This window comes from Methylomonas lenta (genome assembly GCF_001644015.1).
GTDB lineage: Bacteria > Pseudomonadota > Gammaproteobacteria > Methylococcales > Methylomonadaceae > Methylomonas > Methylomonas lenta.
This window is the reverse complement of record NZ_LUUI01000138.1, coordinates 1-26,475: the sequence shown is the minus strand read 5'-3', so window position 1 is coordinate 26,475 and position 26,475 is coordinate 1. Positions and strand designations below refer to the sequence as shown.

At 47.0% G+C, this 26,475-nt stretch carries 15 protein-coding genes; 14 read left to right on the top strand and 1 reads right to left on the bottom strand.

All coding sequences use genetic code 11. The annotated features are described in order from the left end of the window. The first annotated feature begins 261 nt into the window (after nt 1–261). Entirely contained in the window at nt 262–1,281 is a 1,020-nt protein-coding gene (locus A1359_RS16700) for a metallophosphoesterase (RefSeq protein WP_066985759.1), read from the top strand. A gap of 156 nt (nt 1,282–1,437) precedes the next feature. On the opposite strand, the gene A1359_RS16695 is transcribed toward A1359_RS16700, so the two are convergent. Then, a complete protein-coding gene (locus A1359_RS16695; protein WP_066985756.1) occupies nt 1,438–3,048 on the bottom strand; it encodes a choice-of-anchor I family protein in 1,611 nt (536 codons plus the stop codon). Nucleotides 3,049–3,304: 256 nt separating this feature from the next. On the opposite strand from A1359_RS16695, the gene gspG reads away from it, so the two are divergent. From gspG to A1359_RS16630, 13 genes are all read left to right on the top strand, one after another. Continuing rightward, nucleotides 3,305–3,736, top strand: coding sequence for a type II secretion system major pseudopilin GspG (gspG, locus tag A1359_RS16690; protein ID WP_066985761.1), 432 nt, complete (start codon nt 3,305–3,307; stop codon nt 3,734–3,736). An 11-nt stretch (nt 3,737–3,747) separates the two neighbouring features. After that, complete coding sequence (gspH, locus tag A1359_RS16685) at nt 3,748–4,257, top strand: type II secretion system minor pseudopilin GspH (RefSeq protein ID WP_066985753.1); 510 nt, start codon at nt 3,748–3,750, stop codon at nt 4,255–4,257. Then, nucleotides 4,254–4,643: a type II secretion system minor pseudopilin GspI gene (gene gspI, locus A1359_RS16680; protein ID WP_066985750.1), complete on the top strand. Its 390-nt coding sequence runs from the start codon at nt 4,254–4,256 to the stop codon at nt 4,641–4,643. The genes gspH and gspI overlap by 4 nt, the downstream gene beginning before the upstream one ends. Continuing rightward, nucleotides 4,633–5,220 carry a type II secretion system minor pseudopilin GspJ gene (gspJ, locus tag A1359_RS16675; protein ID WP_066985747.1) on the top strand — a complete coding sequence of 196 codons (588 nt, stop codon included), beginning with the start codon at nt 4,633–4,635 and terminating at the stop codon, nt 5,218–5,220. The genes gspI and gspJ overlap by 11 nt, the downstream gene beginning before the upstream one ends. Further along, entirely contained in the window at nt 5,220–6,155 is a 936-nt protein-coding gene (gspK, locus tag A1359_RS16670; protein WP_066985745.1) for a type II secretion system minor pseudopilin GspK, read from the top strand. The genes gspJ and gspK overlap by 1 nt, the downstream gene beginning before the upstream one ends. Then, nucleotides 6,148–7,338 carry a type II secretion system protein GspL gene (gene gspL, locus A1359_RS16665; RefSeq protein ID WP_066985742.1) on the top strand — a complete coding sequence of 397 codons (1,191 nt, stop codon included), beginning with the start codon at nt 6,148–6,150 and terminating at the stop codon, nt 7,336–7,338. Before gspK ends, gspL begins: the two co-directional genes overlap by 8 nt. Next, a complete protein-coding gene (gspM, locus tag A1359_RS16660; RefSeq protein ID WP_066985741.1) occupies nt 7,319–7,834 on the top strand; it encodes a type II secretion system protein GspM in 516 nt (171 codons plus the stop codon). Before gspL ends, gspM begins: the two co-directional genes overlap by 20 nt. A 937-nt stretch (nt 7,835–8,771) precedes the next feature. Beyond that, on the top strand, nt 8,772–9,551 hold the full coding sequence (locus A1359_RS16655) for a VPLPA-CTERM sorting domain-containing protein (RefSeq protein ID WP_066985740.1): 780 nt from the start codon (nt 8,772–8,774) through the stop codon (nt 9,549–9,551). A gap of 62 nt (nt 9,552–9,613) precedes the next feature. Beyond that, nucleotides 9,614–11,167, top strand: a complete 1,554-nt coding sequence (locus tag A1359_RS16650; RefSeq protein ID WP_066985738.1) for a hypothetical protein — start codon at nt 9,614–9,616, stop codon at nt 11,165–11,167. Nucleotides 11,168–11,492: 325 nt separating this feature from the next. Next, nucleotides 11,493–13,097, top strand: a complete 1,605-nt coding sequence (locus tag A1359_RS16645; RefSeq protein WP_232322336.1) for a ShlB/FhaC/HecB family hemolysin secretion/activation protein — start codon at nt 11,493–11,495, stop codon at nt 13,095–13,097. 178 nt (nt 13,098–13,275) lie between these two features. After that, nucleotides 13,276–23,637 carry a filamentous haemagglutinin family protein gene (locus tag A1359_RS16640; protein WP_066985733.1) on the top strand — a complete coding sequence of 3,454 codons (10,362 nt, stop codon included), beginning with the start codon at nt 13,276–13,278 and terminating at the stop codon, nt 23,635–23,637. Nucleotides 23,638–24,088: 451 nt separating this feature from the next. After that, a complete protein-coding gene (locus A1359_RS16635) occupies nt 24,089–25,873 on the top strand; it encodes a DUF2341 domain-containing protein (RefSeq protein ID WP_066985730.1) in 1,785 nt (594 codons plus the stop codon). A gap of 17 nt (nt 25,874–25,890) precedes the next feature. Continuing rightward, nucleotides 25,891–26,295, top strand: a complete 405-nt coding sequence (locus A1359_RS16630; RefSeq protein ID WP_066985727.1) for an ExbD/TolR family protein — start codon at nt 25,891–25,893, stop codon at nt 26,293–26,295. Nucleotides 26,296–26,475: the final 180 nt, after the last annotated feature.

The window sequence follows — 26,475 nt, the reverse complement described above, 5'->3', positions numbered from 1 at the left end:
AACTTGTTTCATGCGCATTTCTAACCCTCGTTAGGAACAGCCATGGTGCGCCGAAAGATCAAAAACGAACATGCGGTGCAATACGGCTACACCTGTTGATGCTGTAAAAATTGCGCCTCATTTTCAAAGTTTAAGCATTCATCACAAAACTTTACGTTTGTTTCCCAGCCTTCATTGTTCTGTCATTTGGCCCTGATAAATTCAGCCTTCCATTCACGGCTGTTTGCAGCCATTTTTTTTAATCCAAGTCCGAAACAGAAGATGAAAACATTCTCTAATAAATTGCTGATGCTGGCTGCTGTTTGCAGTAGTGCTTTAGCTCAAACCACGCTTGCCGATGACGATCATCATGCCAAAGGTTACGGTAAATTTGAATTTGCCTTGATTGGTGACGTACCTTATAACGAAGTTGACTATTGGAAATTTGACAATGTTATTGCAGATATCAATGCCAATAAAAAGTTGAAATGGGTATTGCATGCCGGTGATTTTAAGAACGGATCTTCCTTGTGTTCGGATGAACTGTTCGAAGATCGCCTGCAACGTTTTCAAACCTTCAAAAAACCGCTTATTTTTACCCCTGGCGATAACGAGTGGACAGACTGTCACCGTGCCAACAATGGTGCTTATTTGCCGCTAGAGCGGTTGGATAAGGTGCGGGAACTGTTTTATCCGGTTCCAGGGCAAACGTTAGGTCAAAAAACCATGCGTGTTGAAACGCAGGCCGATGATTCAAACCATGCGGAATTTGTCGAAAACACTCGCTGGATGGAACAACATGTCATGTTTGCCGCTGTGCATATCGTAGGTAGTAACAATGCGTTGGCGCCATTTGCCACCCGCACATCTGCTGATGATGAAGAAGTGGTGCGCAGGATCGATGCTGCGCTTGAATGGGTAAAGGGTACTTTTGCCAAAGCCAAAGCGGAAAACGCCCATGGCGTGCTGCTGTTGTTTCAAGCCAATCCCGGCTTCGAGCTGGCCAAAAATAGCAATAGCCGCATTGGTTTTGAGGAGATTCTGGCGGAGATGGAGCGTGAAGCCGTTGACTTCAAAAAACCAGTAATATTCGCTCATGGCGATTCGCATTATGTGCGGATGGATAAACCCATGAAAGGCAGTATCAGCAATCGCCGTATCGAAAACGCTACGCGAGTTGAAACCTTCGGTGCCGACGATGTACATTGGCTGCGGGTTTCAGTTGATCCAAAATCAAAAGAAGTGTTCTCTGTGCATCAGGAAATCGTAGAAAAAAACCTGGAAGAGCATCCACAACCTTAGTCGACGCAGTCGGGCAATATTGTGTTGGTCTGATTTGATGCTTACAAAGAGATAGGGTTTGCTATGTAAACCCTATCTCATATTATCGATAACCCTGAAAACTACAATCACTCAGGTCGGGTTAGGCAACAAGGCTTAACCCGACTCACTGATGGATTAACCTTTTCGGCGGGCAAAGCTCATCATGCCGACCAAAGCAGAACCAAACAACCAAACCGCACCTGGTACTGGCACTGCCGATACTTTATACAAAGAAGTGGTTTCGCTGACTTCGTTGGCTACAGCCAGAAAACTGCCTTGCGCGTTGGAGAAGAAGCTCAAACCTTCTGGGCCGATATTGCCGCCGGTGAAGATCATGTCCAGAAATGTGATGTCATTCAAATCAGTCAAATCCCAGGTCATGATGGCATTCGAGCGTTCCAGGCCCAAAAACAGTAGGTCACGACCATTAACATTGCCCATTACAGCACTTTCCGGTTCCGGACCTTTATTGTCACTACGGCTCTCATCCCACAGTGCTGGGTAGAAAGCCTTGATGATTTGTTCCAGTTGATCGCCGGAATCGAAGACTTGATTTCCCGCGGCATCCAGAATCGAGAATGAACGTGCGCCGAAGGCTTGCAATTGATCAAGATCGCCATCGCCGTCCAGGTCGCCGCTGGTGGAAACCGTCAATCGGTTTAATTTGTCGTTGTTGGTCTGCCAATCGGCACCGTGCGCCAGTGTCATGCTGTCATTTAATACGGAATCGATGATAGCGCTGCCGACGCGTACTTCGTCATCACCGCCAGGCCAGTCACCTCTTGAGTCGCCTTCATTGGCGGTAATGTAATATTGCGTGCCGTTATTATTGACGCTGGCAATACCGTCCGGCATGTACATGCCTTGCACGTTCCAGTTTTGAATGTTGCCGGCGAATGAAGTACTGCCAGTGCCGTCCCTGTCAGATGCATCTATGCCATTACCTGGCAAACTGTGATCTTTCAGTCCCAGAGCTTTGATATCAGTCACGCTAGCGCTGGCAATATCAACAATGGCGACCGAATTGGCTTCTTGTAATGTGACCATCGCTGTACTGCCATCAGCACTGACAGCAATGTATTCCGGTTCCAGATCCTGCGCCACGCTGGCGTTAGGGCCGGTCAAGCGCACGCCGTCCGCTTTAAGGGCTGCTGCCTGGCTATTGAAGCTATCGAAGCCAGCAGTTTGTACATTGTAATTATTTGTATCAATGATGCTGACAGAGCCTACTGGGTCGCCGCTCGGACCTATCAGATAACTGCTGGGTTCGGCTTCGTTGGCGACCAGTAATTTATTACCGTTCGGCGTAAAAGTAACCGCGTCCGGGTTCGCGCCCACCGTCACATCGCTTAATACCTTGTAATTGCCCGCGTCGTAAAAGCGCACCAAGCCAGGATCAGTTTTAGTGGGAGCGCTAATGGCTACGGCCGCCTGACCGTTTTTCACCGCCACGCTGTTGATGCCGCCCAATGAGCTTGTATCGAAGCTTTGCAGCAAGTTGCCGGATATGTCGAGAATGTCGATGCCGCCCAAACCCACATTGGCTTCGTTGGCATCGGTACCTACTACCCACAGGTGGTTGTTATCCGCATCGTAAGAGACGATCTCAGAGCCCATGGCATTTGAACCGTTGGCTGCGGTGTGATTGAAAGTCCACTCCAGATTCCAGCTAAAGTTGCTGGCAGCTCCGGCTGTGGTCGAAGCTAAAGCGGCTGCAATAGCGACTGCAATACGTCTGCGTTTCATATGACTGTACCTTGATATATAAAAATTGCTAATTGAAGTAGTGGTCGCAGACATATAAAGCGCAAGATATTGATGCGAACTGCGTCACACAACGACCGATTGTATAAACAGTTTGTGACAGAATGATGAACCCTGAAGTCAGGCGGATTTGTATGCAGATGAACGTTTTGTCATACGCCTGTCACGTTGGTTTTTTAATATTCCCGTCACATCGGCCGTTCGACGGCTGCCTGTTTGCATATTCTTTTTAAATGGCATGAACAACAAAACACAGCAAGGTTTTACCCTGATCGAAGTGATGATCGTCGTCGTTATTCTCGGCATTTTAGCGTCCATAGTGGTGCCTAAAATTATGGGGAGGCCGGATGAAGCCCGCGCGACGCGGACTTTGCAGGATATTCGCGCGATAAGTGCGGCGCTTGATTTATACCGGCTGGATAACTTTAGCTATCCCAGTACAGATCAAGGTTTAGAAGCCCTGGTAGAAAAACCGGCTAATTTGCCGAGTGGTACGCATTGGAAACAAGGCGGTTATCTGGATGATTTGCCGCAAGATGCCTGGGGGAAACCTTATCTGTATTTACAGCCGGGCATGCATGGCGAGTTTGATTTGTACTCCTTGGGCGCTGATGGTGTGGAAGGTGGTACGGAGGCTAATGCCGATATCACCAACTGGACTGCGAAATAAACCTGAGTGCTTTGAAAAACCAGGGTTTTACCTTGGTCGAGTTATTAATTGCCATGGTGCTGATTGGTTTGATGACCGGCATGGCCATGTTAAGCATGGGTAACGCCGATCAAAGCAAACAGCAGCAACTGGAAGCCAAGCGTTTATCAATGATATTGGCGCTGGCAGAGCAAGAGGCTATGGTGCGTAGCGATGCGATTGCGGTTGAGTTTTTTAGTCAGGGTTACCAGTTTTTGAGTTTGCAGGGCAACCATTGGCAGCCAATAGTGGACGATGAAATATTTAAAGCGCATGAACTGCAGCGACCGTTGCAATTAACCCTGCAGCAAGACGAGCAATCGGTTTATATCAATCAAAAGTCCGGCATGACGCAAAATCCACAGCCGCAATTGGTCATCACACCTGACGGTATTTCCGAAAATATAAAAGTCAGCATTTCCCATGACAAGAGCGACGTATGGTATGGCGTGAAAAATAGCGAAGAAGGCTGGACGGTGTCTAGCGTTGACGTTCTACCATGATCAGCTTAAACGGCGCAAAAAACACAACCGGCTTTACCTTGCTGGAGGTATTGATTGCTTTAGCTTTGTTGGCCATCCTGATGGCGGGTTTGATTAAAATTACAGCTGATAACACCAAAAACCTTTGGTATTTGGAAAACAAAACGCTGGCGGCTATTGTGGCTGCCAATCATGCGATAGAGCTGCGGTTAGGCAAGGAAACCCCGGAGTCGCTGGATGGCTGGGATAACATGGCCGGCAGACGTTGGTACTGGCAGCTGAACCGCGATGTCATGCAGGCTATGGACAAAGGCGTCTGGTTATACCGGATAGAGGTGTTTTTGGAAGGCGACAAGTCACCGTATGCCGGTATGACAACCTTCATCCCACGGCAAGATGAAATATAGTAATCGCTTAAGTCGCGGTTTCAGCTTACTGGAGATTCTGATTGCCATGGCCATATTTGCCATTATGGCAAGCATGGCTTATGCCGGTTTGCGCGGTGTTTTACAAGCACGCGAGCTAACCGAAAAACACTCCGAAACTATCGCTCAACTGCAACAACTGATGTATCTGTTAAATGAAGATTTAAGCCAGGCAGTATCAAGATCAGTTAGAGATGAATTGGGCTCAGATGAGCCAGCCTTTAGCGGCGGTGATGGGCAAACTTTATTAACATTTACCCGTAACCTGCCTGATTGGTCCGGGCTGTCGACCCGTAGTAATTTGCAACGTATTCGTTATGTAAACGAAAACGGCATGCTATATCGGCAAGTGTGGACGACGCTTGATCGCACTCAGCAAAGCCAATATCGGCGTAAAAAAATACTGCAAGTCGAAAGCATCGATGTGCGTTTTTATAGCCAAGAATGGGCTAGCCATTGGTCTTCAGCGGGTGGTAGTAGCCTGCCTAAGGCGGTTGAAATGACATTGGTACTGCCTCGTTTAGGTGAAATCCGCCGACTTTTCCTGGTGCAGCAATAATGACAGCACATTCAGCCCAAAGCGGTGTCGCTTTGATTACTGTGATGTTGGTGTTGTCTATTGCCACCGTAGCGGTGGTGTCGATGTCGACGGCTAGACAGATGGATATTCGTCGCACCGAAAATCAGCTGCGGCAAATGCAAGGCTGGGAGTATGTCTATGGACTGGAAAGTTGGGCAAAAGCTCGTTTACAACAGGACGCCAACGACAACAAGCTGGATGGTTTGCAGGATAGTTGGCGTAAGCCGCTAACGGAAATGATAGTGGCAGAAGGTTCAATACAGGCGCAGATTGAAGATATGCAAGGTCGCATCAATCTGAATAATTTATGGGTCGAGGGAAAAGTGAGTGAACAGGACTTAATCCGGCTTCAGCGCTTGTTTGCCTATCTAAAATTAAAACCGGAATTGCTGGACGGGTTATTGGATTGGATAGACGATGATATGGAAATTCGTTACCCGAATGGCGCGGAAGATGAAACCTATGGTCGACATAAGCCGCCTTATCGTGCGGCCAATCATTTTTTTACAGATGTCAGCGAACTATTGTTGGTTCAGGGCATGACGCGAGAGCAGTATCAAAAAATCCTGCCTTATGTGTATGTGACCGACGGTTATGCGCCGCTGAATGTTAATACGGCCAGCACCATGGTATTGCGATGTCTGGCAGATGATATGAGTGCTGATCAAGCTGAATCAATCTTTCGCGCCAGTGGCAAGCCCTTTGAAAAAATTGATGACTTTCTTAAAGACGAGGCGGTTATCGATAGGGCAATCAGAAAATACGGTTTGGCTGTCATGAGTCAGCACTTTTTACTTACAGGACAAATCAAGATGGGTAAAAACCAATGGCTGTTTAGCTCGCAGTTGCAGCGTGACAAACAAGGCTCGACCCGGCTGATAAAACGCCAGCGCAGGAGTTTTGCAAATGGCTGACACCGTATTAGCCAGATTTAATCAGCAAAAGCCTGATGAACTTGAATGGTTATGCGTTGAGCAACAGGAAGCGCCCATCTCTATTGGTGAAATGGCCGAGCTTGCCAAAGCGGCGCAAGGCAAGCGATTGATATTATTGCTGCCGGCAACCAGCGTACTTTTGCAAGAATTAGAACTGCCAGTAAAAGCGAATGCCCAAATTAAAAAAGCCTTGCCGTTTGCCTTGGAAGACAGGCTGGCGGACGATATAGAAAATTATCATCTGGTCTGGCATAAACAGCCGACAGGAAAGCTGGCGGTTGCCATTGTCAGCCATGAAAAAATGATAACGATGACAGGTCTGTTTGATAAAGCTGGCATTGAATTGGCAGGTATGTACCCGGAGAGTCTTTGTTTACCCTATCAAGCGGATCAATACTCGCTGTTAATTGAAGGTCAGCAAGCTAGCTTGCGAGCCAGTGTTTGGCAGGGTTGGGGGATTGATGTAGACGCCTTGCCTGTAATCTTACCCAAATTACTGGATGAAGGCTGGCTGTGCCAAAGTCTGCGGTTATGGTCAAACCAAGCGCCGGCTGAATGGATGCAGTCGCTGCCATTGACCTGCATAGAAGAAACTTTTACGCCCTCATTGCAATTATTTGCCAGTGGCTTTGGGGCTGCTACGGAATTGAACTTACTGGCCGGGGACTATGCCATTCAGTCTAAGCCGGTTGGCCGATGGCAACATTGGATGCCGGTTGTGGCGCTAGCTTTATTGGCATTAATGCTACAAGTTGGGGCTTTATTGAACAAAACCTGGCAGCAGCAAGATCGGTTACAGCTGATCGAAAACCAGTCTTTGGCTTTGTTCAAGCAAACTTTTCCGGATGTAAAACGCATAGTCAATGTTAAGGCGCAAGCGGATCAGCAATTGATCGCTTTGAAAAAGCAGGCTGGCAACGGTGGCAGTGCTTTTATGCGGCTGTTGTATCGCAGTGGCGAAATTTTCAAAGATTTTTCAGGCTTGGAATACCAAAAACTGAATTATGCCAACGCAGCTATACAGCTACAGATTAAAACTGTTGATATAGCTCAGTTGGAGCAACTGAAACAACAATTACAAAGCCAATTGCAAGTCAAGGTTCTATCGGCAGACAGTGGAGCAAACGGCGTGGAGGCGCAACTTGAAATTAGAGAAAAATGACATCCTGAAACATTGGCAGGTGTTGTCGCAAAGAGAGCGTTTAATGGCGCTGGCCGGTGCGATGTTGATCAGTTTATATGGTCTCTATCTGCTGATTATCCAGCCACTGGCCGATCAAAGCCTGTTGCTGCAACAAAAAATCGATGTGCAAGCACAGGCTTATCAGCATTTACAACAGGTTAGCGCTGAGGTTTTGGCTTTAAGGCAGCAAGGTATCAGCTTAAGTACCGATTCGGCGCAAAGCGATCAATCACCCATGGCAGTGATAGACAGTAGTAGTCAGTCATTAGAGGTAAAGCCTGCAATTAAACGCGTACAACCGGATGGCGCGGACAGTGCGACGGTATGGCTGGAGCTGGTTTCATTCGACAAACTGATCTATTGGTTGGCCATGTTGGAAGCCCAGCACGGCTTACAGGTGATCAGTATAGATATTGAAAATCCGGTTATCGGCAATGGGCAAGTCAATGCCAAACTGATAGTAGGACATCTTTGATTTTTTTGATGGTCGGCTTAAAGCAACCTGACCTAAAAGAACTAATACTCACGCAACAGGTCAGGCGTGAAATCCACTTATGCTTCGACAGGCTCAGCACGAACGGATTTCACGCTTTCTAAGGAATGCGCATGAAACAAGTTCGTCATCTGTAGGTGCGAATTCATTCGCACTGTGCGGATAAATCCGCACCTACAGAGGGTTCTTGCATAAGATATTTCATGCGCATTCCTAACTGATTTTTTAAGTTAAATGTCGGGATTTTCCAGTTTCATAGACAGTTTAGGGAATATCTTCAATGATCTGCTGCTTTCCAATCGAGTCATGAGTCGAGGCATACACTTATGCTCCCCTCCTTTTTTAGCAGCCAAATTAGCTTAAACGCGCATTGTGTAAGCAAAATCAAGCTGTCAGGCTGCAGATAAGACTAGATTGCATATCTGGTAACTCATTGGTTTTAAAGATTTATCGGTTATTGATGCGAGGGTTTAAGTTATGCGCGTAATACAAACGTATTACGTTTAGCAAGACTGTAACCTTCCTGTAACTGTAATGCCCAAAGCTCTCGGGGATAATTGATTCAAGGAAAAACTGGCTGGATTGGCCGAACGTACAGATAGGAATAACTAAGGATCAAGGATGACACGCATAAGGAGCGGCTAAGGAAGAGGTTAGGGAGGAGGAAACAGAGGGGAAGGGAAAATGGTAGCGGGGTAGCGCCACTCTTTGAGTGTTAGATAGAAAAAGCGTGAAAAAGCCAAACTCGTCGTGAGGCGGGGACGGAAAGTCTCGGGTCTTGAATCAGTCGTTATGCTCAGTTGTGAGTAGCCTGGAATCGGGCTTGCCGCCTAAGGGCGGCAATGACAAGGATTGCGGTTTCAAGATGGCTGGGCCATCACCTTATGTGATTCATCAATTTAAAACATGAGGACTAACTATGAAAATTTTAGCTAAATCGGTTGCTGTTGCAGCCATCGCTATGTCAGTAACAGGTGTTGCTGAAGCGCGTATCCAAGCCATTGGCGATGCCACTGCTGATGGTAGTGAGTTGTTATTGAACGTGGTCAACTATACCGCTCAAAACAGCTACACACTGGATTTAGGTTTGACCATAGCGCAGTTTTTGGCTAACCCAAACCAAGCACTATCGTTCAACGTTAACAACAGTGACTTCCAAAGCTTTACTGCTGCTTACACAGCAGGCGACAACGTCACTTGGGGTGTTTCGGGTGGTCACGGGTTGTTAAACGAATTAACCGATTTACCACTCTTTGGTTTTTTTACGACTTCAGTAACCAATCTGCCAGCTAAGATTGATGATAATGCGCCTGACATTAGCAACACAATGGGTGTGTGGAATACTATCGTCTCTGAAGTTCAAACTCAGGATGCCAATGCCAACAACCTGAGCACTTTCAGAACTATAGGTCAATTAGGCTATACAGCCGCGTATGGTAACGATTTCCAAACTGCATTGCCTTTCGTAGCTCAAGGCCAATTAGGTACAGCTCTGGCTTTCGTTCACGAGAAAGTCAATATTGACGATTTCGATACCGGTGAGTTGGATGTATTCAACAATGTTTGGAAGCTGGATCTGAATGGTAGCCTGACCTATGCACCAACTTCTGCAGTGCCACTGCCTGGTGCGGTATGGATGTTCGGCGCCGGCCTGATGGGCTTGTTGGGTGCTAATCGTCGTAAAGCTGTTGCAGCTTAATTAAAACTAACCGATTGAGTGTTGCACTGAGTCGGTATCTCTAGCTATTAATGAGGATTAAAATGAAAAAGCAAATATTGTCGGCTGCGATTGCGGCTGTCTCTTTGTTGGGTTTCTCGCAAACATCGTTTGCGTTAGCGCCTAATACTACACCTGATCTGGAAATTTTCATGTCAGGCGCTACTGCACAGGACAAAGCCATTGCTGCTTTGTTCAATAACTTGTGCGATGCCGGAACTTTGGATGTGTTTAAAGACAACAACAAAGCTGGTTCGGAAGGTAAGGATCACACAGCTTATTTCTGCACCTTAAGTTCCGCTAACGTACCTGGTTTGTCTGTTAATGGTAGCCCGGTTTCTTCCGCTAATGTGTTGTTCCACAAGCGTTCTGCCGGTGGTTCTGCGCAAGGTGTTAACCCTTTGATTGATAATGTGGCTATTGCTGCCATGCGTATCGATAACGGTAACTGCGCAGTCAGCAGCGGTACCACCTGGTTTTGTAATGCTCAAGGTGCCAACCTGAGTAACCAAGTGTCTGATGCCGGTATTTCTGATGTTGAACCAAAAATGTTCGTCGGCCCTAATAAACCCTCTAACGCCGGTGCGGTTGATGCTGCAGCTGCCGATGCGGCACTGACTGTAGAAGCTGCTGCTGCGCTGTTGTTTGGCGTGCCAGTATCTGACAATTTGTATGTGGCTTTGCAAAAAGCCCAAGGCCTGTTGGCTGCTCCAGCTAATTGTGCGGCTGGTGCTTATACCGAAGCCTGTATGCCTAGCTTGAGCAAACAGCAAGTGGCTGAGCTGGTATCAGGTCAAATCAAAAAATGGAGTGAATTTAAAATCAACGGTACTGCGTTGACTTCATTGACTGCCGGAATGACTTATGATTCTGGCGATGGTGTTATTAGACAGGTCACCCCAACCGATACCAAAGTGCATTTTTGCAAACGTATTGACGGTTCCGGTACTGGTGCGCAAATGTATGCCAAATTCCTCAACAACCCATGCAGCACAGCCGGTCTGGATCCAGATTGGGCTGGCAGTGCCTTGGCTGGTCCAGTTAAGCATGAAGTCAGCGGTTCCGGCGATATGGAATTGTGTCTGGAAGATTTTGCTGACGGCGAAAGTAATGCTAAGCAGGTCACCACAACCAATCCTGATGTGTTTAATACCACTGTTAACAGTTCTGGAGCCAAAGCTTGGGCAATTGGTATGCAAAGTACTGAAAACAATGCAACACATGCTAAACATTATCGCTTTATCAAAGTTGACGGCGTAGCGCCTACTCTGGAAAACGCTTTCAGAGGCAAATACATGGATTGGGTAGAGCAAACTTATCAATGGCGTAATGCTATCAGCCAAGACAAGAAAACCATTATCCAAAAAATTGCTACCGATGCCGGATCACCTAGCATCTTGGGTACTGTGTTGAATCCTGGTTTCGTACATGCATTTGGACCCGCAGGTTATCTGGCGGTAGGCACTAAACATGCTTTCACCGAAAACCTGAATCTGTCTGCTCCTGTAATGCCTTATTCTCACGCTGTTAAAGGTTCTTTGAGTAACTGCCAAGTACCTGTCATCAAAGCATCTACCAACAACAACAAGCCAATGTAATGATTGGGTAGTCGTTGTAGCGCAAGGATGCGCAGTTAGGCAACAGCCTTCGCTTGCGAAGGCTGTTTTTTTGGATTTAGGTAAGTTGATTTGCGTGATAGCAGCCGCTAACAATGTCAGTGTTGTTGATGATTCAAAAGCTAAAGGCGGTATGCCAATTAATCTTTTTTGTATAAGCCTGTGTTGCTTTTGTGTTTTGTCATATGGCTGTCACTAAATCGTAAAGAACGACCTATAAAATACTGGATGGTCAGCTTTCACAGGGAAAGCTATTTTATATCGGATTATCAATTACATGCAGTTAAACGAGTCCCCCTTGCTACGGATGGTTCTGGTCGGAACCTGTTGTGTTCTATTGCCTGCTCAGGTGGTATTGAGTCAGGAAGTGGAAGCAGCCGATCAAGCTCAGCAACAAGAAGCCCCATCACAAGCAGCCGCAGCCAAATTTGATTTATTTGAATTGCGCGTGAAGGGTAATTCAATGCTGGACAAAAAACGCCTGGAGCGCACCTTGTATCCATTTTTAGGACCGAATAAGAGTGTCGATGTGGTGGAGTCGGCAAGAGCTGCCCTGGAAAAGCTTTACATAGCAGAAGGTTATCAAACCGTTTCGGTAGATATTCCGGAGCAATCGGTTAAAAGCGGTATTGTCTATTTACAGGTGGTAGAAGGTAAGGTATCGCAATTGCGGGTAACCGATTCCCGCTATTACTCGCAAGGCGAGATAAAAGCAAAAGTACCTGAATTGGCGGAAGGTAATGTGCCCAACATGCCAAAAATGCAGGCGCAATTAGCCGAATTGGCGGCGCAGAGCCAAGATAGAAGCGTCGTACCCATCTTACGCGCTGGTGAAACCCCAGGTACGTTGGAAGTTGATTTGAAAGTCAATGACACGTTGCCGCTGCATGCTAAAGTCGAGTTGAATTCATATAATTCTATTGATACCAGCCGGTTACGGGCGCTGGTGTCGTTGCACTACGATAATTTATGGCAGAAATTTCATAGTGCCTCGTTTATGTACCAGACCTCACCTGAAGCGCCGAACGAAGTCGAGGTGTTTGTAGGTACCTATATGTTGCCGGTGTTTGATGACAAGCGCCTTGTGTTCTATGGCGTTAGCTCCAGTTCCAATATCGCCACCGCAGGCGCATTTAATGTGGTGGGTAACGGTAATATTTACGGCTCCCGATTTGTCTGGCCAATGCCAAGTAGCGAAAACTATAGTCAAAATGCCACATTCGGCGTTGATTACAAAGATTTCGGTGAGGATTTAGCGCCTTTGGGTTCGGATACATCCACTAAGACGCCGATTAGTTATTTACCGTTTACGGTTCAGTACGGCGGCAATCTGCGTGATGCAGATTCGCTTTTAACTTTTGATGCGGGTATCAATTTTGCAATTCGCGGACTAGTTAGCGATCAATCACAGTTCGACGACAAGCGATATTTGTCGCAATCCAATTTTATTTATTTGACCAGTGGTTTGGCTTATAAGCGCAACCTGCCTTGGGGGATGGAGTTCACCGGGCGGATGGCCGGGCAATTGGCCAACTCGCCTTTAATTAGCAACGAACAGTTCGCTATCGGTGGGCATAAAAGTGTGCGCGGTTACTATGAGGCCCAAGTGCTAGCCGATCATGGTGTCAGTGGATCGATGGAATTGTTTACCCCTCATTTGGCACCGGCCGAATGGGAAGAGATTGATAGCTTGCGCGCATTGTTTTTTATCGATGGCGGCGGCGGTTGGATTATGGATGCCCTGCCGGGTAGTCCGCAAAATATGGCTCTGGCAGGTATTGGAGCAGGATTAAGGATAGAAATGTTGAAACATTTGCAAGGTGAATTTGATTTTGCCTCACCATTACTGGAGCAAGGTAACGTCAGAGTGGGTGAGAACCGAATAGATTTTCGCTTTATGGCGCAATTTTAATAAAGTGGCGAGTTTGCAAGGTAAATCAGTGGCTTGTGCCCGAGGCGAATTGTTCAGAATGACAAAGACTGGCAGGTGTATCAGGTAGGGCGATTTCCCAACCTGCATTTGTTAATGAGTAAATTTTTCAAGTTAGTAACTCAGGTCGTTGTTATCTGATTTGATGGTGGAGATTGATATGGCGAATAGAAAACAAAAACAGATGAGTGACTTGTCAGATACGGTGTTTTACTTAAATCCTCTGTCGGCCTGTGTAAAAGCTGCGCTTGCAGGTAATTTGTTGATTGCCTTTGCCTCGCCAGTCTCCGCCGAATTGCCAGTACCTAGCCCCGTCTGGAACAGCATGGGCGGCGCCACTCGCGAGGTGGTCGGCAATACTATGAATATCAATCAGCTTAGCGATCGGGTGATACTAAACTGGGAAAAATTCAATATTAGCGCTGATAGTGCAGTCAATTTTCGGCAAAAACCGACTGATATCGCCTTAAATAAAATTCACGATCAAAATCCCAGTCAGATCCTCGGAAGCTTGACCGCGGATGGTCAGATTTATTTAGTTAACCCGAATGGTATTTTGTTTGGTAGGAACTCGACGGTGAATGTCAGAGGCATAGTGGCCGCGACCATGAATGTCACCATTGAAGATACTTTTGACAAGGAAACTATTAATACGGCTTATCTGAAAGATAAAGCAGCATTTGAAGGATCGGGGGAGTTTTATCATAAAGACGCTTCAGGCAATTTTAAACTCGACGCTGCCGGTAACAAGATTCCCATTCAAATAGAAATAGCTGACGGCGCAAAGATTAGTGCTGCGGATGGTGGTCGTATCATGATATTGGCGCCCAGTATTGTGAACCGTGGGGAAGTGGATGCGCCTAATGGGCAAGTAATCATGGCTGCAGCGACAGATAAAGTCTATTTACAGCAAGCGCCTTATGGTGACGATACTCAGGAAAACAGCGATGTGCGGGGTTTGTTGGTTGAGGTTAAGACTGGTGGTAAGGTGGAAAACCTCGGAAAAATATCGGCCGATCGCGGTAACGTGACCTTAATGGGGTATGCGGTTAACCAAGATGGTAGAGTATCCGCAACGACCGCGGCCAACGTTAATGGCACCATTCGCTTGTTAGCCAGAGAAGGGGCTAACGTGGTGACGGATACCAAGGGCTTAAAGCAAATCATCCCGGCAACAACGATTAGAACGAATGATAACGGTGATGACTTGGGCACGTCGGCGAAAGTAACGTTTGGCGTGGGCAGTAAAACCGAGATTATGCCTGACCTCAACGCTGGCTTGGCGCTAGATAGCGAGAACCAGCCAAATTCTCGTGTCGAAGTCATGGCACATAAAATACACATGAAGTCGGGCTCTTCGATTACAGCGCCGTCCGGTGATGTCAAATTCACAGCCACAAAAAACCCGGTGAATCCAGTTGCTGAAAATACGCAGAATGACAGCCGGATTTTGCTAGATAGTGGTTCCACAATTGATGTGTCAGGTACGGATTACGTGGTTAAACCCATGGAAAGCAACGTGATAGAAGTGCAGTTGCGTAATTTTGAGCTTGCCGATGCACCCTTGCAAAAAAACGGCATCCTGAAAGGTGAAACCATCAAAGTGGACATCAGGGAAGGTACGCCGCTAACCAATATTCAGCCAACTGTTGCCCAGATTCAGCGTTCTGTGGCCGAACGCTTGAGTAAGGGTGGAAGTATTGAGCTTAATTCTGAAGGCGATGCCATAGTCGAACAAGGCGCGGTTTTGGATTTCTCCGGTGGTGCTGTGACTTTTCTGGATGGCATTATTTCTACGACCACATTAATTGCTAAGGGCCGATTAATTGATATTAGCGATGCCGATCCGTTTCAAACCTACGAGGGCATTTTCGGGCGAGTCGATAAGTACAATGAAAAATTTAATCAAACTCAAACCTGGTTTGTAGATCCAGCTTACTCGTTAGATAGGTTTGAGAAAGGCTATGTCGATGGCAAGGATGCGGGTAGCTTGTTTATCAAGGCCAATACCGTAATTTTGAACGGCGATTTGCGTGGTGGCGTCATTAGCGGTCGTTTGCAGCGCGATTTACTTGAGCGTGCCAGAGCAGGGCGTTTGGTCGTCGATAGCAGTTTTACCTTTTCTAACGAACAATCCATTGTTTTTTCAGCCAATCTCTATGATCCGCTCAATGTTGATATAGACGAGTTGTTGCAAAAGAACGAAAACAATGTACCGATGACATTGGCAATGAATGCCGACAAGCTGTTTGAAAGTGGCATTGGAGACGCTACATTCATTACTAATGGCCAAATTACGGTAGATAGCAACGCAAGGGTAAATCTAATAGATGGTGGAGCATTAACTCTGCGGGGTGGTGCTATCGATATAAAAGGCGATATCGTCGGTAGCGGCGCTAGCGTGGATTTGTCGACAAAGATCAGTGATTCTGGAAAGCTGGATGGTGATATTAATCTCTTCAATGGGGCCGAAATTCTATTGCAAGGCCAATGGGTCAATGATTATGCTCAGCCGGAAAACTTGCTGGGCAAATCGCTGGCTATAAATGGCGGTAGCTTTAATGCCAAGGTTGCCGGTACTGCAGGCGGCAATTTGCGCGTGGCGAGCGGTAGTCGAGTAAATGTCGGTGGTGGCGGATGGGTACAAACGGATGGTACTCTGGTGGCTGGCGAGGCGGGAGCGATAAGCTTGGCTGCCGAGCCGAGTGAAGACAGTGTTGGAGCCAATGTTATTTTGGATGGCTTGTTTGAAGGCTATGGCTTGCGGCAAGGCGGACGTTTTACTGTAGTGTCAAATGCGGTGGCAATTCGTCGAGAAGACATGCCGGATGCTAGCGATGAGGTTAAGCCCTTACAAATTGCCACGGATTTTTTCAACAAAGGTGGTTTTTCGGAATTTGATATTGGTTCTAACATGAATGGGTTAACGGTTGAGGCGGGAGCTAACATCACGCTCAGTCAGACCAATAAAATCCTGAACAATGATTTTCTATTTGCCTCGAATGCAGCCGATATCGAAAGAATTTCTACCCAAACAACGTTGGAACCTTTGCTGCGTCAGTCTAGTAGCCTGATCTTGCGTGCGAGTCATGCAGTAGGTGTAAATGACGAAAGTCTGTTAAAAATCGAGAATGGCGCCAGTATCGTAGCCGATAATTTGAGCAGTATTAAACTGGAGTCCGACTCGTCAGTGGTAATGGATGGACGTATTGTTGCGCAGGGTGGCAATCTGTCGATCAATATCATTCCAGATAGTAGAATTCCTAACTACGTCGCCAGCCAGGGTATCTGGTTGGGCGATAATGCAAAAATTGACCTGTCCGGCACTAGTAATATCGTTATCGACAATTTTGGTCGTCGTAATGGCTTGGTATACGATGGCGGAAATTTTGTCGTAGATGCTAATCGTGGCTTTTTTGCGGCCAAATCAGGTTCGTCAATTAATGTTTCTGGCACCGAGGCGGTACTGGATTTACCAACAGCCAGTTTAGTGGCGGAAGGCTTTAATAATGCGGCTACCTTGATAGGTTCTAATGCCGGCCGGATAGATATTACCAGTGCCGAAGGTGTATTCTTGGAAGGCGAAATGATCGCCCAGGCGGGTCAGGCACCCGGCGCGGCAGGTGGCAGTTTGTCGGTTAATCTGAATATTGACAATCGTAATGATCCCGATGCAGAAACCGGTTCGTCCTATCCGAGTGCTCCGCGGACGATATGGGTATCTCAGCAAGCCGTGCCTACGTTAGTCAGTGGATTTCAAAATCCAAGTGATGAGTTACCCGCAACTTCAGCCGGGATAGCGCGACTTGCCGCACATCAAGTTAGCGAAGGTGGATTCTCTTCGTTGGCATTAGCTGCATCGGGTGCCGATGGTCAGATTCGATTTTCCGGTGATGTTGATTTAAGTTTGACACATGCCCTCGCACTCGATGCGGTCAAGTTGGGTTGGGAGGGGGTTGGCGGTCAAGTAAACTTGCTAGCTAACACTGCCACTATCGGTTCAGACATTTTCAGATCACCATCGGTGGTTTCCAATATTAATAAAATCGCTCAGAACCCGGTTTCCGGTAATGGTCGCTTTAATCTGACTGCCAATCTGATCGATTTGGTGGGAGGCACAGTGACTAGCGGGTATGACGCTGTGAATTTAAATTCAGCAGGCGATATTCGCCTAATAGGTATACGTACTGACGGCGCGGAACTGGATTTTGTCGGCGAATTCAAGACCTATTCGAAGTTGGTGTTAACTGCGGATCAGGTTTATCCGACTACCCTGACTAATTTCACGCTTGGTGTGAAGGGTGACTCCAACGGGTCAATTACCGTCAATCCTGGCGGTGAACGTTCACCGGTATTATCAGCCTTGGGTAAGTTGAGTTTGCAGGCGCCAAATATCGCACAAAATGGCTCGATATTGGCCCCTTTGGGTGAGCTTGAATTGCTGGCAACGAATACGATCAACTTTGGAGCGAGTAGCTTGACCTCGGTATCCTCAGAAGGGTTGACAATTCCAGTTGGTGTGACACAAGGAGGGCAGGAATGGTTATTCCCGCTGAAAGGTACTGGCAATAACCTTAATGTGCCCGATCCCTATATTCAAAATTCTGATACCGACAAGAAAGTTATTTTGAGTTCACCGCAGAAAAAAATTACGGTTAATGCTGATCGGATAATCCGGGCTGAAGGTGCGGAAGTCAATTTATCCGGTGGTGGCGAAATGTTGGCTTACGAATTTATTCCTGGCGATGGCGGATCGCAAGACGTACTGGCTTCAAATAGTGTGTTTGCGGTTTTGCCCGGACTCTCTGCGTATTCACCCTTTGACCCCAAGAATTCTCCTGATTCCGGCTTGAAAGCTGCTGATAGCATCTTTATTGGCGAAGGCAGTGGTTTGGCCTCTGGCTATTACGCACTGCTACCGGCACGTTATGCCTTACTCGAAGGCGCATTCTTAGTAACACCGCTTGATACCGGGAAATTTGTATTACCCAACTCCAGTAGAGATAGAGTTGATGGTACCCCTATCGTGGCGGGTTATCGGGCTGTGTCTGGTTCGTCCAGTCGTGATCAATATTGGTCAGAATATGTGGTTGAGCCAGGTGAAATTGCCAAAACCCGCAGTGAATACAATCTCAGTTTTGCGAGTGAGTTTTTCAAAACTCAGGCAGAATACAAAGAGTTAGCGATTCCTAGATTGGCGCAGGATGCAGGGCAATTGGTATTGAGCGCACAAACCGCCTTGGAGTTACCTGATGTAGTGGCCCGATTTGGGCAAGGCGGTAAAGGTGGTTTGGTCGATATTATCGCGAACAATTTATTAGTAGTTAGTAACAAAACCGGCAAAGCCGGAACGGTCGAAATACTAAGCAGCGATATTGAGAAATTGGGTGTCGATAGTTTGTCGCTTGGGGCGGAACGAACTTTCGATAACCAAACCAATATCATTAATTTGGATGTTAAGGCTAAAAATGTATCGGTTGCCGAAAATACCACGCTGAAAGCGCCGGGTGTTTTGTTGGCAGCCACCGATAGCGTTAATGTTAAAGCTGGCGCGCGGATTGAAACAGAACAAACTACTGGTGAAAGGCCTGGAAAAACACATTACAAAGTGACAGGCGATGGGGCGCTGCTAATCCTATCCACGGGTGAACAAGCGACCTTGGAGCGGACTGGCAATGCGGCGACAAAAGGCGAGCTGACTATTGTCGATAATGCAGTAATTTCCTCGAACGGTGGGGCTTTATTGGTTGATTCCACACTGCACACCAGCCTGGATGGCGAATTAGCATTGGCTGGCGGCTCTTTGAGCATAGGCGCCGAGTCGATTAATTTGGGTGAAACGACGGGGATAAGCACGGGCGTGTCCCTAGATAATAGTCAATTAAGTAATTTGGCATTGTCCGAGCTGGTTTTGAACAGTCGAGGCATGGTGAATTTGTATGGGCAGCTTCAGCAACCCGGCAGTAACGCGCCTTTGCAATTCGGCAATCTGACGATCAATGCTGCAGGCTTAGCCGGTAAAAATAATGCCGGCAAGACAGCCTGGCTGGCTGCTGATACGCTGACACTGAGTAATACCAATAATGCAGTTAAAGCCACTGGTGATGGCTCAGGTGTGCTGAATATTAATGCTGGACAGTTAAATTTGGCTGCAGGTCAGTATGAAATATCAGGATTTAACTCAAGCAATTTGACGGCCAGTAATGGTGTATTGACTAGCGGTACGGGCACCCTGGCATCAATAGGGACTCTGAATTTAACTACCCCGTTCGTGAGCGGTGTAAATGGTGCCAATACGACTATAGATGCTAGCGGTCATGCATTAACGGTGGCGGGTGGTGGTGAGATAAGTCTGGATACTCAAGGTGTTTCGGCTCAACTGGATTTGATGGCGGACAGTATCATCTTGAACAGTAGTTTGCTCTATCAAGCAGGTCAGGTCGGTTTAAATGCATTGCAGGGCGATTTGGTTTTGGGCGTCGATGCCGTCATCGATGTGTCAGGTAAGCAGGTTTATGCAGGTTTGAGCGCGCCGGTAGATTTGCCGGCTGGAAACATCAAGTTAGTTGCTCAGCAAGGTAATGTTGATGCGACTACTGGCCAGTTAAACTTGCAAGGGGTAAAAGCCGGTACCTTGACAGCCAAAGCTGCGCAAGGACAAGTCAGTTTGGGTAGCGGTATCAATGCACGCGGTAGCAGTAAGGCTTTAGGTGGTTCTGTTGTAATTGATACACAGAACAGTAGTGCAGGTGGTTTTGCCGCATTGAATACATTATTGGCCAATGCCGGATTCACGGCTGGCATTGATTTCCGCTTGCGTAACGGGGATATCACTGTGGAAAGCGGGCAAACGGTTAATGCAAATCATATCAAGCTTTCGGCTGATACTGGCAGCATAACTGTAGCGGGTGCTCTGGATGCCCGCGGCGATAACGGCGGAAAGGTTGAGCTGGCAGCGGAAGATGTATTGTCGTTATCTGGCATTATTCTGGCAAACGCGCAAGCTACAGGTGGTCAGGGTGGCAAAGTCTCTTTGTCATCTATAGACAATAATATCGATGGCGCCGGTATCGCCTTCACCGGTAACGCCTTTATTAGTGTGGCAGGTAACGGTGGGGTTGACGGCGAGGTGCATTTGCGCACCGACCGTGATGGTAATGATATTGCTATCTCTAATACTGCAATTGGACCAATTGCCACAGCAAATACTGTTACTGCGGAAGCTGTAAAACTTTACAACTTCAACAGTATCGGGTTAATCCAACAAAATACAATTGATTCGGATAATGCCGATTATATTAATAATTTAACTAACTCAACTGGTTTCACTATCCTGCCTGGCGTGGAAGTACGCAGCAGCGGCAACTTGACGATTGCCGACAATTGGGATTTCGTGACTTGGCGTTATGGCGCCGAAAATGTACCAGGCGTTTTGACCCTGCGCGCAGCAGGGAACTTAAATGTCAATCATAATTTGAGTGATGGTTTTGTCAATCCAGAAAATGACTATGTCAACGCCTCCACACCAATTTACGGTGTGCCGGTGTACGATTACTTACAAACCAATGCTTCCTGGACATACAGCCTAGTGGCAGGTGCTGATCTGAATGCCGCAGACTCGCAAGCCGTTGTGACAGGCGTGGGTAATATTGATTTGGCGGCGGATACCAGTGTGCGCACAGGCACTGGGGATATTTCCGTTATTGCCGGACGCGATATTCGTTACGGCAACCAGAATTCTGTCATCTACACTGCGGGTCGCGCCGATACCAATTACGATACGCGTTGGGGGACGGGGGGTGAATATTTTGCGCTCTTCTTCTACGCAGAATATCCGCTCGATGGCGGTGATATTAATCTGAATGCCGGTCGCGATATCATAGCCAAGCCGAGTTCGCAGGTATTGAGCGATTGGCTGGTCCGAACCGGTAGTTGGACGGCCAATAGCGATCACTCCTTTGAAAGACCAACGGCCTGGGGGGTTGCCTTAGGCACAGTGCCTGACGTTAATGATGGGTTCTCACCTCAACATCAGCAAAGTGTCGCCGCTTTTGGCGGTGGTAACGTTAGCGTGGTGGCTGGTAACAACATCAAAGATTTGTCGGTCGTGATACCTACAACCGGCAAGCAGGTGGGTGACAAAGCCAACACTGATCCAGAAGACTTGGCATTTAATACAAATATCGTTGATATTCAAGGGGGGGGTAACTTGCAGGTCAATGCTGGTGGTGATATTGCGGGTGGTGTGTTCTATGTGGATAACCCACTTACCGGTACAGCTGATATTTCGGCTTTTGGCTCGCTAAAGGCTGGTAGTAATCTGAATGATAATGGACAAGGCTTAAATCCAATTTTGGCGACTGGCGGCAATACCCAGTTCAATGTGTTTGCGGCGAATAACTTGGCATTGGCCGCGGTTGTCGATCCATTTTTTGTTACCCAACCGGACGGTGCCGTTGCTGACATCGAAGGTATTAGTAACCGCTTCTTCCGCTACGGGCCGGAAGGTACGGTTAATTTGTTGGCGGTAACCGGCAATATTACTCTGGAGAATGATCTTAAGAGCCTTAATCAGGCGACGAATGTTGATGTTCCTGAAAGCCGTTTTGCGGTTTATCCAACTTCTTTGAATGCTTATGCATTGAATGGGGATATGAATATCAATAATGGTATGTCACTATTTCCATCAACATCTGGGCAGTTGGAGTTATATGCCAACAATCAAATCAAGGGTAATGCCTTTGTGCATTTACCTGATACCGAGCCGACATTACTGCCGTCGTTGAATTTTCCGATTCAGAACCCAGCGGATGTAGTCCTGGCATATAACTTCTTGGATCCATTTCTGATTGACAAGCTTGGGGTGCATGCCTTAACTCCGCTGCATCAAAATGATCTTAAGTCGGCATTGATTAGCACTCGTCAGGGCAACATTGGCGACAAGGCATCCAATTTGAGTTTTACCTTGGCCAAACCTGCTGAGATCATGGCAGGGCGCGATTTATTCAATACTAGCCTGTATATTCAAAACGTTCGTACCGATGCGGTTAGTATGGTGAAAGCGGGCCGGGATATCCGTTTTCCGATTATCCTTAATCCATTAAATGGTGGCATTAACCTAGGCGATCAAGTGATTGAAATAGCTGGACCAGGTGATCTGGTTGCTTTAGCTGGACGAAATGTTGATTTGGGTGCGGCTCAGGGTATTTTGTCAATTGGCGATCAAAATAACGCCGCACTGAATGATTCAGGTGCAAGTGTCAGTGTCTTTGCAGGTCTTGCCGAGGGGCAGCCGGATGCAGTGAAGTTTGCTGATGTTTATATGAAAAATTCAGAAAAATTCGTGGTTGAGTATCAGGCTTATAGACAGCGGTTACTGACTGAACTGAAACTGCTGACCAATAACGACCAATTACAGGATACCGATGCCGATGCGGCGTATGCGACATTGTCGGAGGTTAACAAGATAAGAGTAGACGTGAAGCTTCTATCACCAGTGCAATCGGTGTTTATGAAAACCATTTCATCGGCGGCAAGCGCTTCGGCTAAGGCCAATTTTGGCTATCAGCAAAAATGGGCTGAGTTAGAGATTTTGACGGCTGTGGAAACCCTGTTTCCGGGTTCTACTTTACTAGGCGAAGCTAATCAAAGCTTACAGCTATTGATAGATCCCATTAAAGGTGTAGGTATTAGCCATGGTGATACAGTGGCGTATGTCGACAGCAGTGATATCGCAAGCCAGAATTTGGCGGGTAATCTGGTAGATGGTATTTATGCGTCCGGGAAAGAAAGGCCGGTATTAGGCGAGGTGTTGCTGTTCTTAAGTACTGTGCAAAGCCAAAAAGGTGGAGAAGTCAGTGTCTTTACACCCAATGGTGGAATTAACGTGGGTTTGGCGACAGCCGACATTGGTTTGAATAAAACACCAGACCAGCAAGGTATCATCGTCAAGGAGAAAGACAATGTAAATGTTGTCACGCGTGACGACATCGCGGTTAATGTGCAGCGTATTGTTGCTATTGGTGGAGGGAAGATTATAGCCGGTTCCACCGAGAGTGATGTGGACGCGGGTCGTAGTCCACTCACGGCTTTGGCTGCTCCGCCATTGGGTATTCAGTGGGATGAATCGGGCATGCCGGTTGAGGTAGTCAAGCCACAATTGGCGGGTGGTGGTATCCGAACCATTAAAGGGCCAGAAGAGGGAGAAAAAGCCGGTGATGTCGTATTGTTTGCGCCGCGCGGGGTCATTAATGCCGGTGAAGCCGGTATCGCGGGTGATAATGTCACATTGGCCAGTCCAATTGTCCTCAACAGCAATTTTATTCAGTCCAATAGTACGACGGGCACGCCACCTGCGGCCGGCAGTGTTGCGCCACCAACTGGCGTGAGTAATTTAGCAGCTACGGTCAGTAAATCCGTGACAGATGGTGATAGCTTTGGTAATGATGATAAAACCAAAGGTTTTGCGCAGCCGCCGTTGGGTATGTTGAGCGTCGAAGTTTTGGGTTTTGGTGAAACCTAACTGAATACTCTGCAGTAGGCTGAAAATACGATAATTTAAGGAATTGGCCTCAGTCTCAACTTAAAGAACAGAGAGAAAGATGAGCAATATTTATAGGTAGCAAGGGCAGGAATAATGGATTGCGAAGTGTAATCGATGTAAACGGCGAGTTGTCCAGCAAACTTGCCAGATGTACTTCGCTTTTTCTACCTGCGATAGTAATGTCTTGATAGTTGAATAGTTACAAAAATCGTAACTATTCAGTTCGTTGGGCAGGCAGTCATGCCTAGGCAGGATAATCTTAGCGCATCCGGCAAATGCGGTGTATGCGGGTTGCTTTACTCACTCTACACAATAAACATATGGCTTCATTTTGGTTGAATGCTGAATAGTTACAAAAATCTTAAAACTGTCATAAAAGTGTAAAGAACGGCTGCGATAATTCGTTAAATGACTTAATTAGAGAGTAAGCATGAAACGAATTATTTGGTTAATTTTTACCCTGTTATTAACCCCTGGCTTGGCTCATGCCTGGTGGAATGATGAGTGGGGTTATAGGAAGAAAATCACCGTTGATGCACAGCAGTTGCAGCAGGGTGGAGTCAATCTGGTAGATGAAGGGTTGCTGCTGGTGCGTTTGCACGCAGGTAACTTCACTTACTTCATGGATTTGGCTGAAAATGGCAAAGATATCCGTTTTCTCGCCAGCGACGATAAAACCCCATTGAAGTTTTACATTGAAAAAATCGATCCCATCAATGAAATGGCTTTGATTTGGGTGAAATTGCCGAAAGATATAGCCAGTGCAAGCGAACCGGCTATCTGGATGTATTACAGCAACCCCAAAGCTATTGACGCCCAGGATGCTGCCGGTATTTTCGACGTCTCACAATCGCTGGCCTATCATTTCGAGGCGGGCCCGGTTAAAGACAGTACTGCTTATGCCAATCAACCGGATTCTGCGACCAATACTTTGATAGAGGGCGGGGCGATTGCTGAGGCAGCGGCATTTGATGGCAGTCAGACTATTCATATCACAGCGAGTCCGGCCGTTCAGATGATGATGGAATTCGGCTGGACAGTTTCTGCCTGGGTAAAAATTGATCAGGCCCAAGAGGACGGTGTGGTATTTGATCGCGATGGACTAATAATATCCGTTAGAGGTCAAACGCCGGTTTTAAATTTAAATCGTAAGGAAATTGTCAGTCCGGTTAGTCTAAATCTGGCCACCTGGCATCATCTAGCGGTTGCTGCGAACAACGAAGGATTAACTTTTTATGTGGACGGCAAGGCCTCTGGAATGTTGCCGGCCAGTGTCTCCGTATTGCAGGGTGACATTAGCATTGGCTCAGCCTTAGATGGTACGCGTGGCTTGATAGGTGCCATCGATGAATTTGGCATTTCTAAAGTAGCGCGAGATCAGAATGCGTTGTTATTTTCCGTGATGATGCAGGGACAAGCCGCATCGCTGTTGACTTACGGTGAAGACAGTGCACCCGATAGTGAAGAGGGTGGCGAATCTAGGATCATGGCAACCTTAGGCGATGTAACCATCGACGGCTGGGTGATCATCGGATTGTGTGGTGTGATGTTTGTCATGAGTTGGATTGTGATGTTGGTTAAAGCCTTGGTTTTGCATAAAAACATGAAAGAAAACAGAAGGTTTGAAGATGCATTCTTAAAACTGGAAGCTGGCGATATCGGCAATTTAAATCGCGAACCAACGGAGGATGATACGGATATTGAAGAATCGCCGATTTTGTCGCTGACTGGCGGACATGCCCGCTTTGCAGGCTCCTCGATTTATAACCTTTATCATATCGGCGTCGAAGAAATGAATAAGCGTTTGGCTAAATCGGTCGGTGCCGATGTAGCTCAACAAACCATTTCTGATAAAGGTATCAATTCGGTACGCGCGGCCATGGAATCGATATTAGTGCGTGAAATTCAAAAACTCAATAGCCAAATGGTGTTGCTGACAATCGCTATCAGTGGCGGACCTTTCCTGGGTTTGCTGGGTACGGTCTTGGGGGTGATGATCACTTTCGGCGATATTGCCGCCAGTGGTGAGGTGAATGTTAATGCCATTGCGCCGGGTATTGCTGCGGCTTTGGCTACCACGGTGGCAGGTCTGTTAGTCGCGATTCCGGCATTATTCGGTTACAACTGGCTTGCCAGTCAAATTAAACTGATTACGGCTGATATGTATATTTTTGTCGACGAATTTTCGACAAAATTATCCGAACGTTACAGCTAATCAGGCGAGGATAGAGTATGCGTTATCAGGAACAACTGGATAGCTACGACGAAATCAATGTGACGTCGATGCTGGATTTGGCTTATGTGTTGTTGATTGTTTTCATCATCATGACGACAGCAGCTGTGCAAGGTATACAAGTTAATCTACCTAAAGCCAGCGATACACCGAGTTTGGCCAAGCCGAAAACCAAAGCCATATCAGTGACCGCTGATGGCACTATTTTTCTGGATACCTTTCCGGTCACCATGGAGCAATTAGAGTCGACACTGATGCAATACAAAGCCGCCGACCCGCAAATGCCGGTGGTGGTTAAAGGTGATGCCGCTGTGCAGTATCAAAGTGTGGTCGATGTGTTGGCTTTACTTGGAAAGCTGGAAATTACCCAAGTCGGTTTGGTCACTCAGAATCTTGTTAAATAAAGCTCATGTCCGAAAAAAAACACCTGCGGGTTTATGTGCCGAGGATTATTGGCGGCTTAGTGGCGGTGATCGTTTTGTATTTTTTTATCAAAATGGTAGGTGGCTTTCTTGATAATAAAAAGGAAAAGCCTGAACGCAAAATTCAGCCCATTACTTTAATGAAACCGCCACCCCCTCCGC

Coding starts and splice junctions, on each gene's coding strand:
- A1359_RS16700 (WP_066985759.1), top strand. CDS start 262: ATGAAAACATTCTCTAATAAATTGCTGATGCTGGCTGCTGTTTGCAGT.
- A1359_RS16695 (WP_066985756.1), bottom strand. CDS start 3,048: ATGAAACGCAGACGTATTGCAGTCGCTATTGCAGCCGCTTTAGCTTCG.
- gspG (WP_066985761.1), top strand. CDS start 3,305: ATGAACAACAAAACACAGCAAGGTTTTACCCTGATCGAAGTGATGATC.
- gspI (WP_066985750.1), top strand. CDS start 4,254: ATGATCAGCTTAAACGGCGCAAAAAACACAACCGGCTTTACCTTGCTG.
- gspJ (WP_066985747.1), top strand. CDS start 4,633: ATGAAATATAGTAATCGCTTAAGTCGCGGTTTCAGCTTACTGGAGATT.
- gspK (WP_066985745.1), top strand. CDS start 5,220: ATGACAGCACATTCAGCCCAAAGCGGTGTCGCTTTGATTACTGTGATG.
- gspL (WP_066985742.1), top strand. CDS start 6,148: ATGGCTGACACCGTATTAGCCAGATTTAATCAGCAAAAGCCTGATGAA.
- A1359_RS16655 (WP_066985740.1), top strand. CDS start 8,772: ATGAAAATTTTAGCTAAATCGGTTGCTGTTGCAGCCATCGCTATGTCA.
- A1359_RS16650 (WP_066985738.1), top strand. CDS start 9,614: ATGAAAAAGCAAATATTGTCGGCTGCGATTGCGGCTGTCTCTTTGTTG.
- A1359_RS16645 (WP_232322336.1), top strand. CDS start 11,493: ATGGTTCTGGTCGGAACCTGTTGTGTTCTATTGCCTGCTCAGGTGGTA.
- A1359_RS16640 (WP_066985733.1), top strand. CDS start 13,276: ATGGCGAATAGAAAACAAAAACAGATGAGTGACTTGTCAGATACGGTG.
- A1359_RS16635 (WP_066985730.1), top strand. CDS start 24,089: ATGAAACGAATTATTTGGTTAATTTTTACCCTGTTATTAACCCCTGGC.
- A1359_RS16630 (WP_066985727.1), top strand. CDS start 25,891: ATGCGTTATCAGGAACAACTGGATAGCTACGACGAAATCAATGTGACG.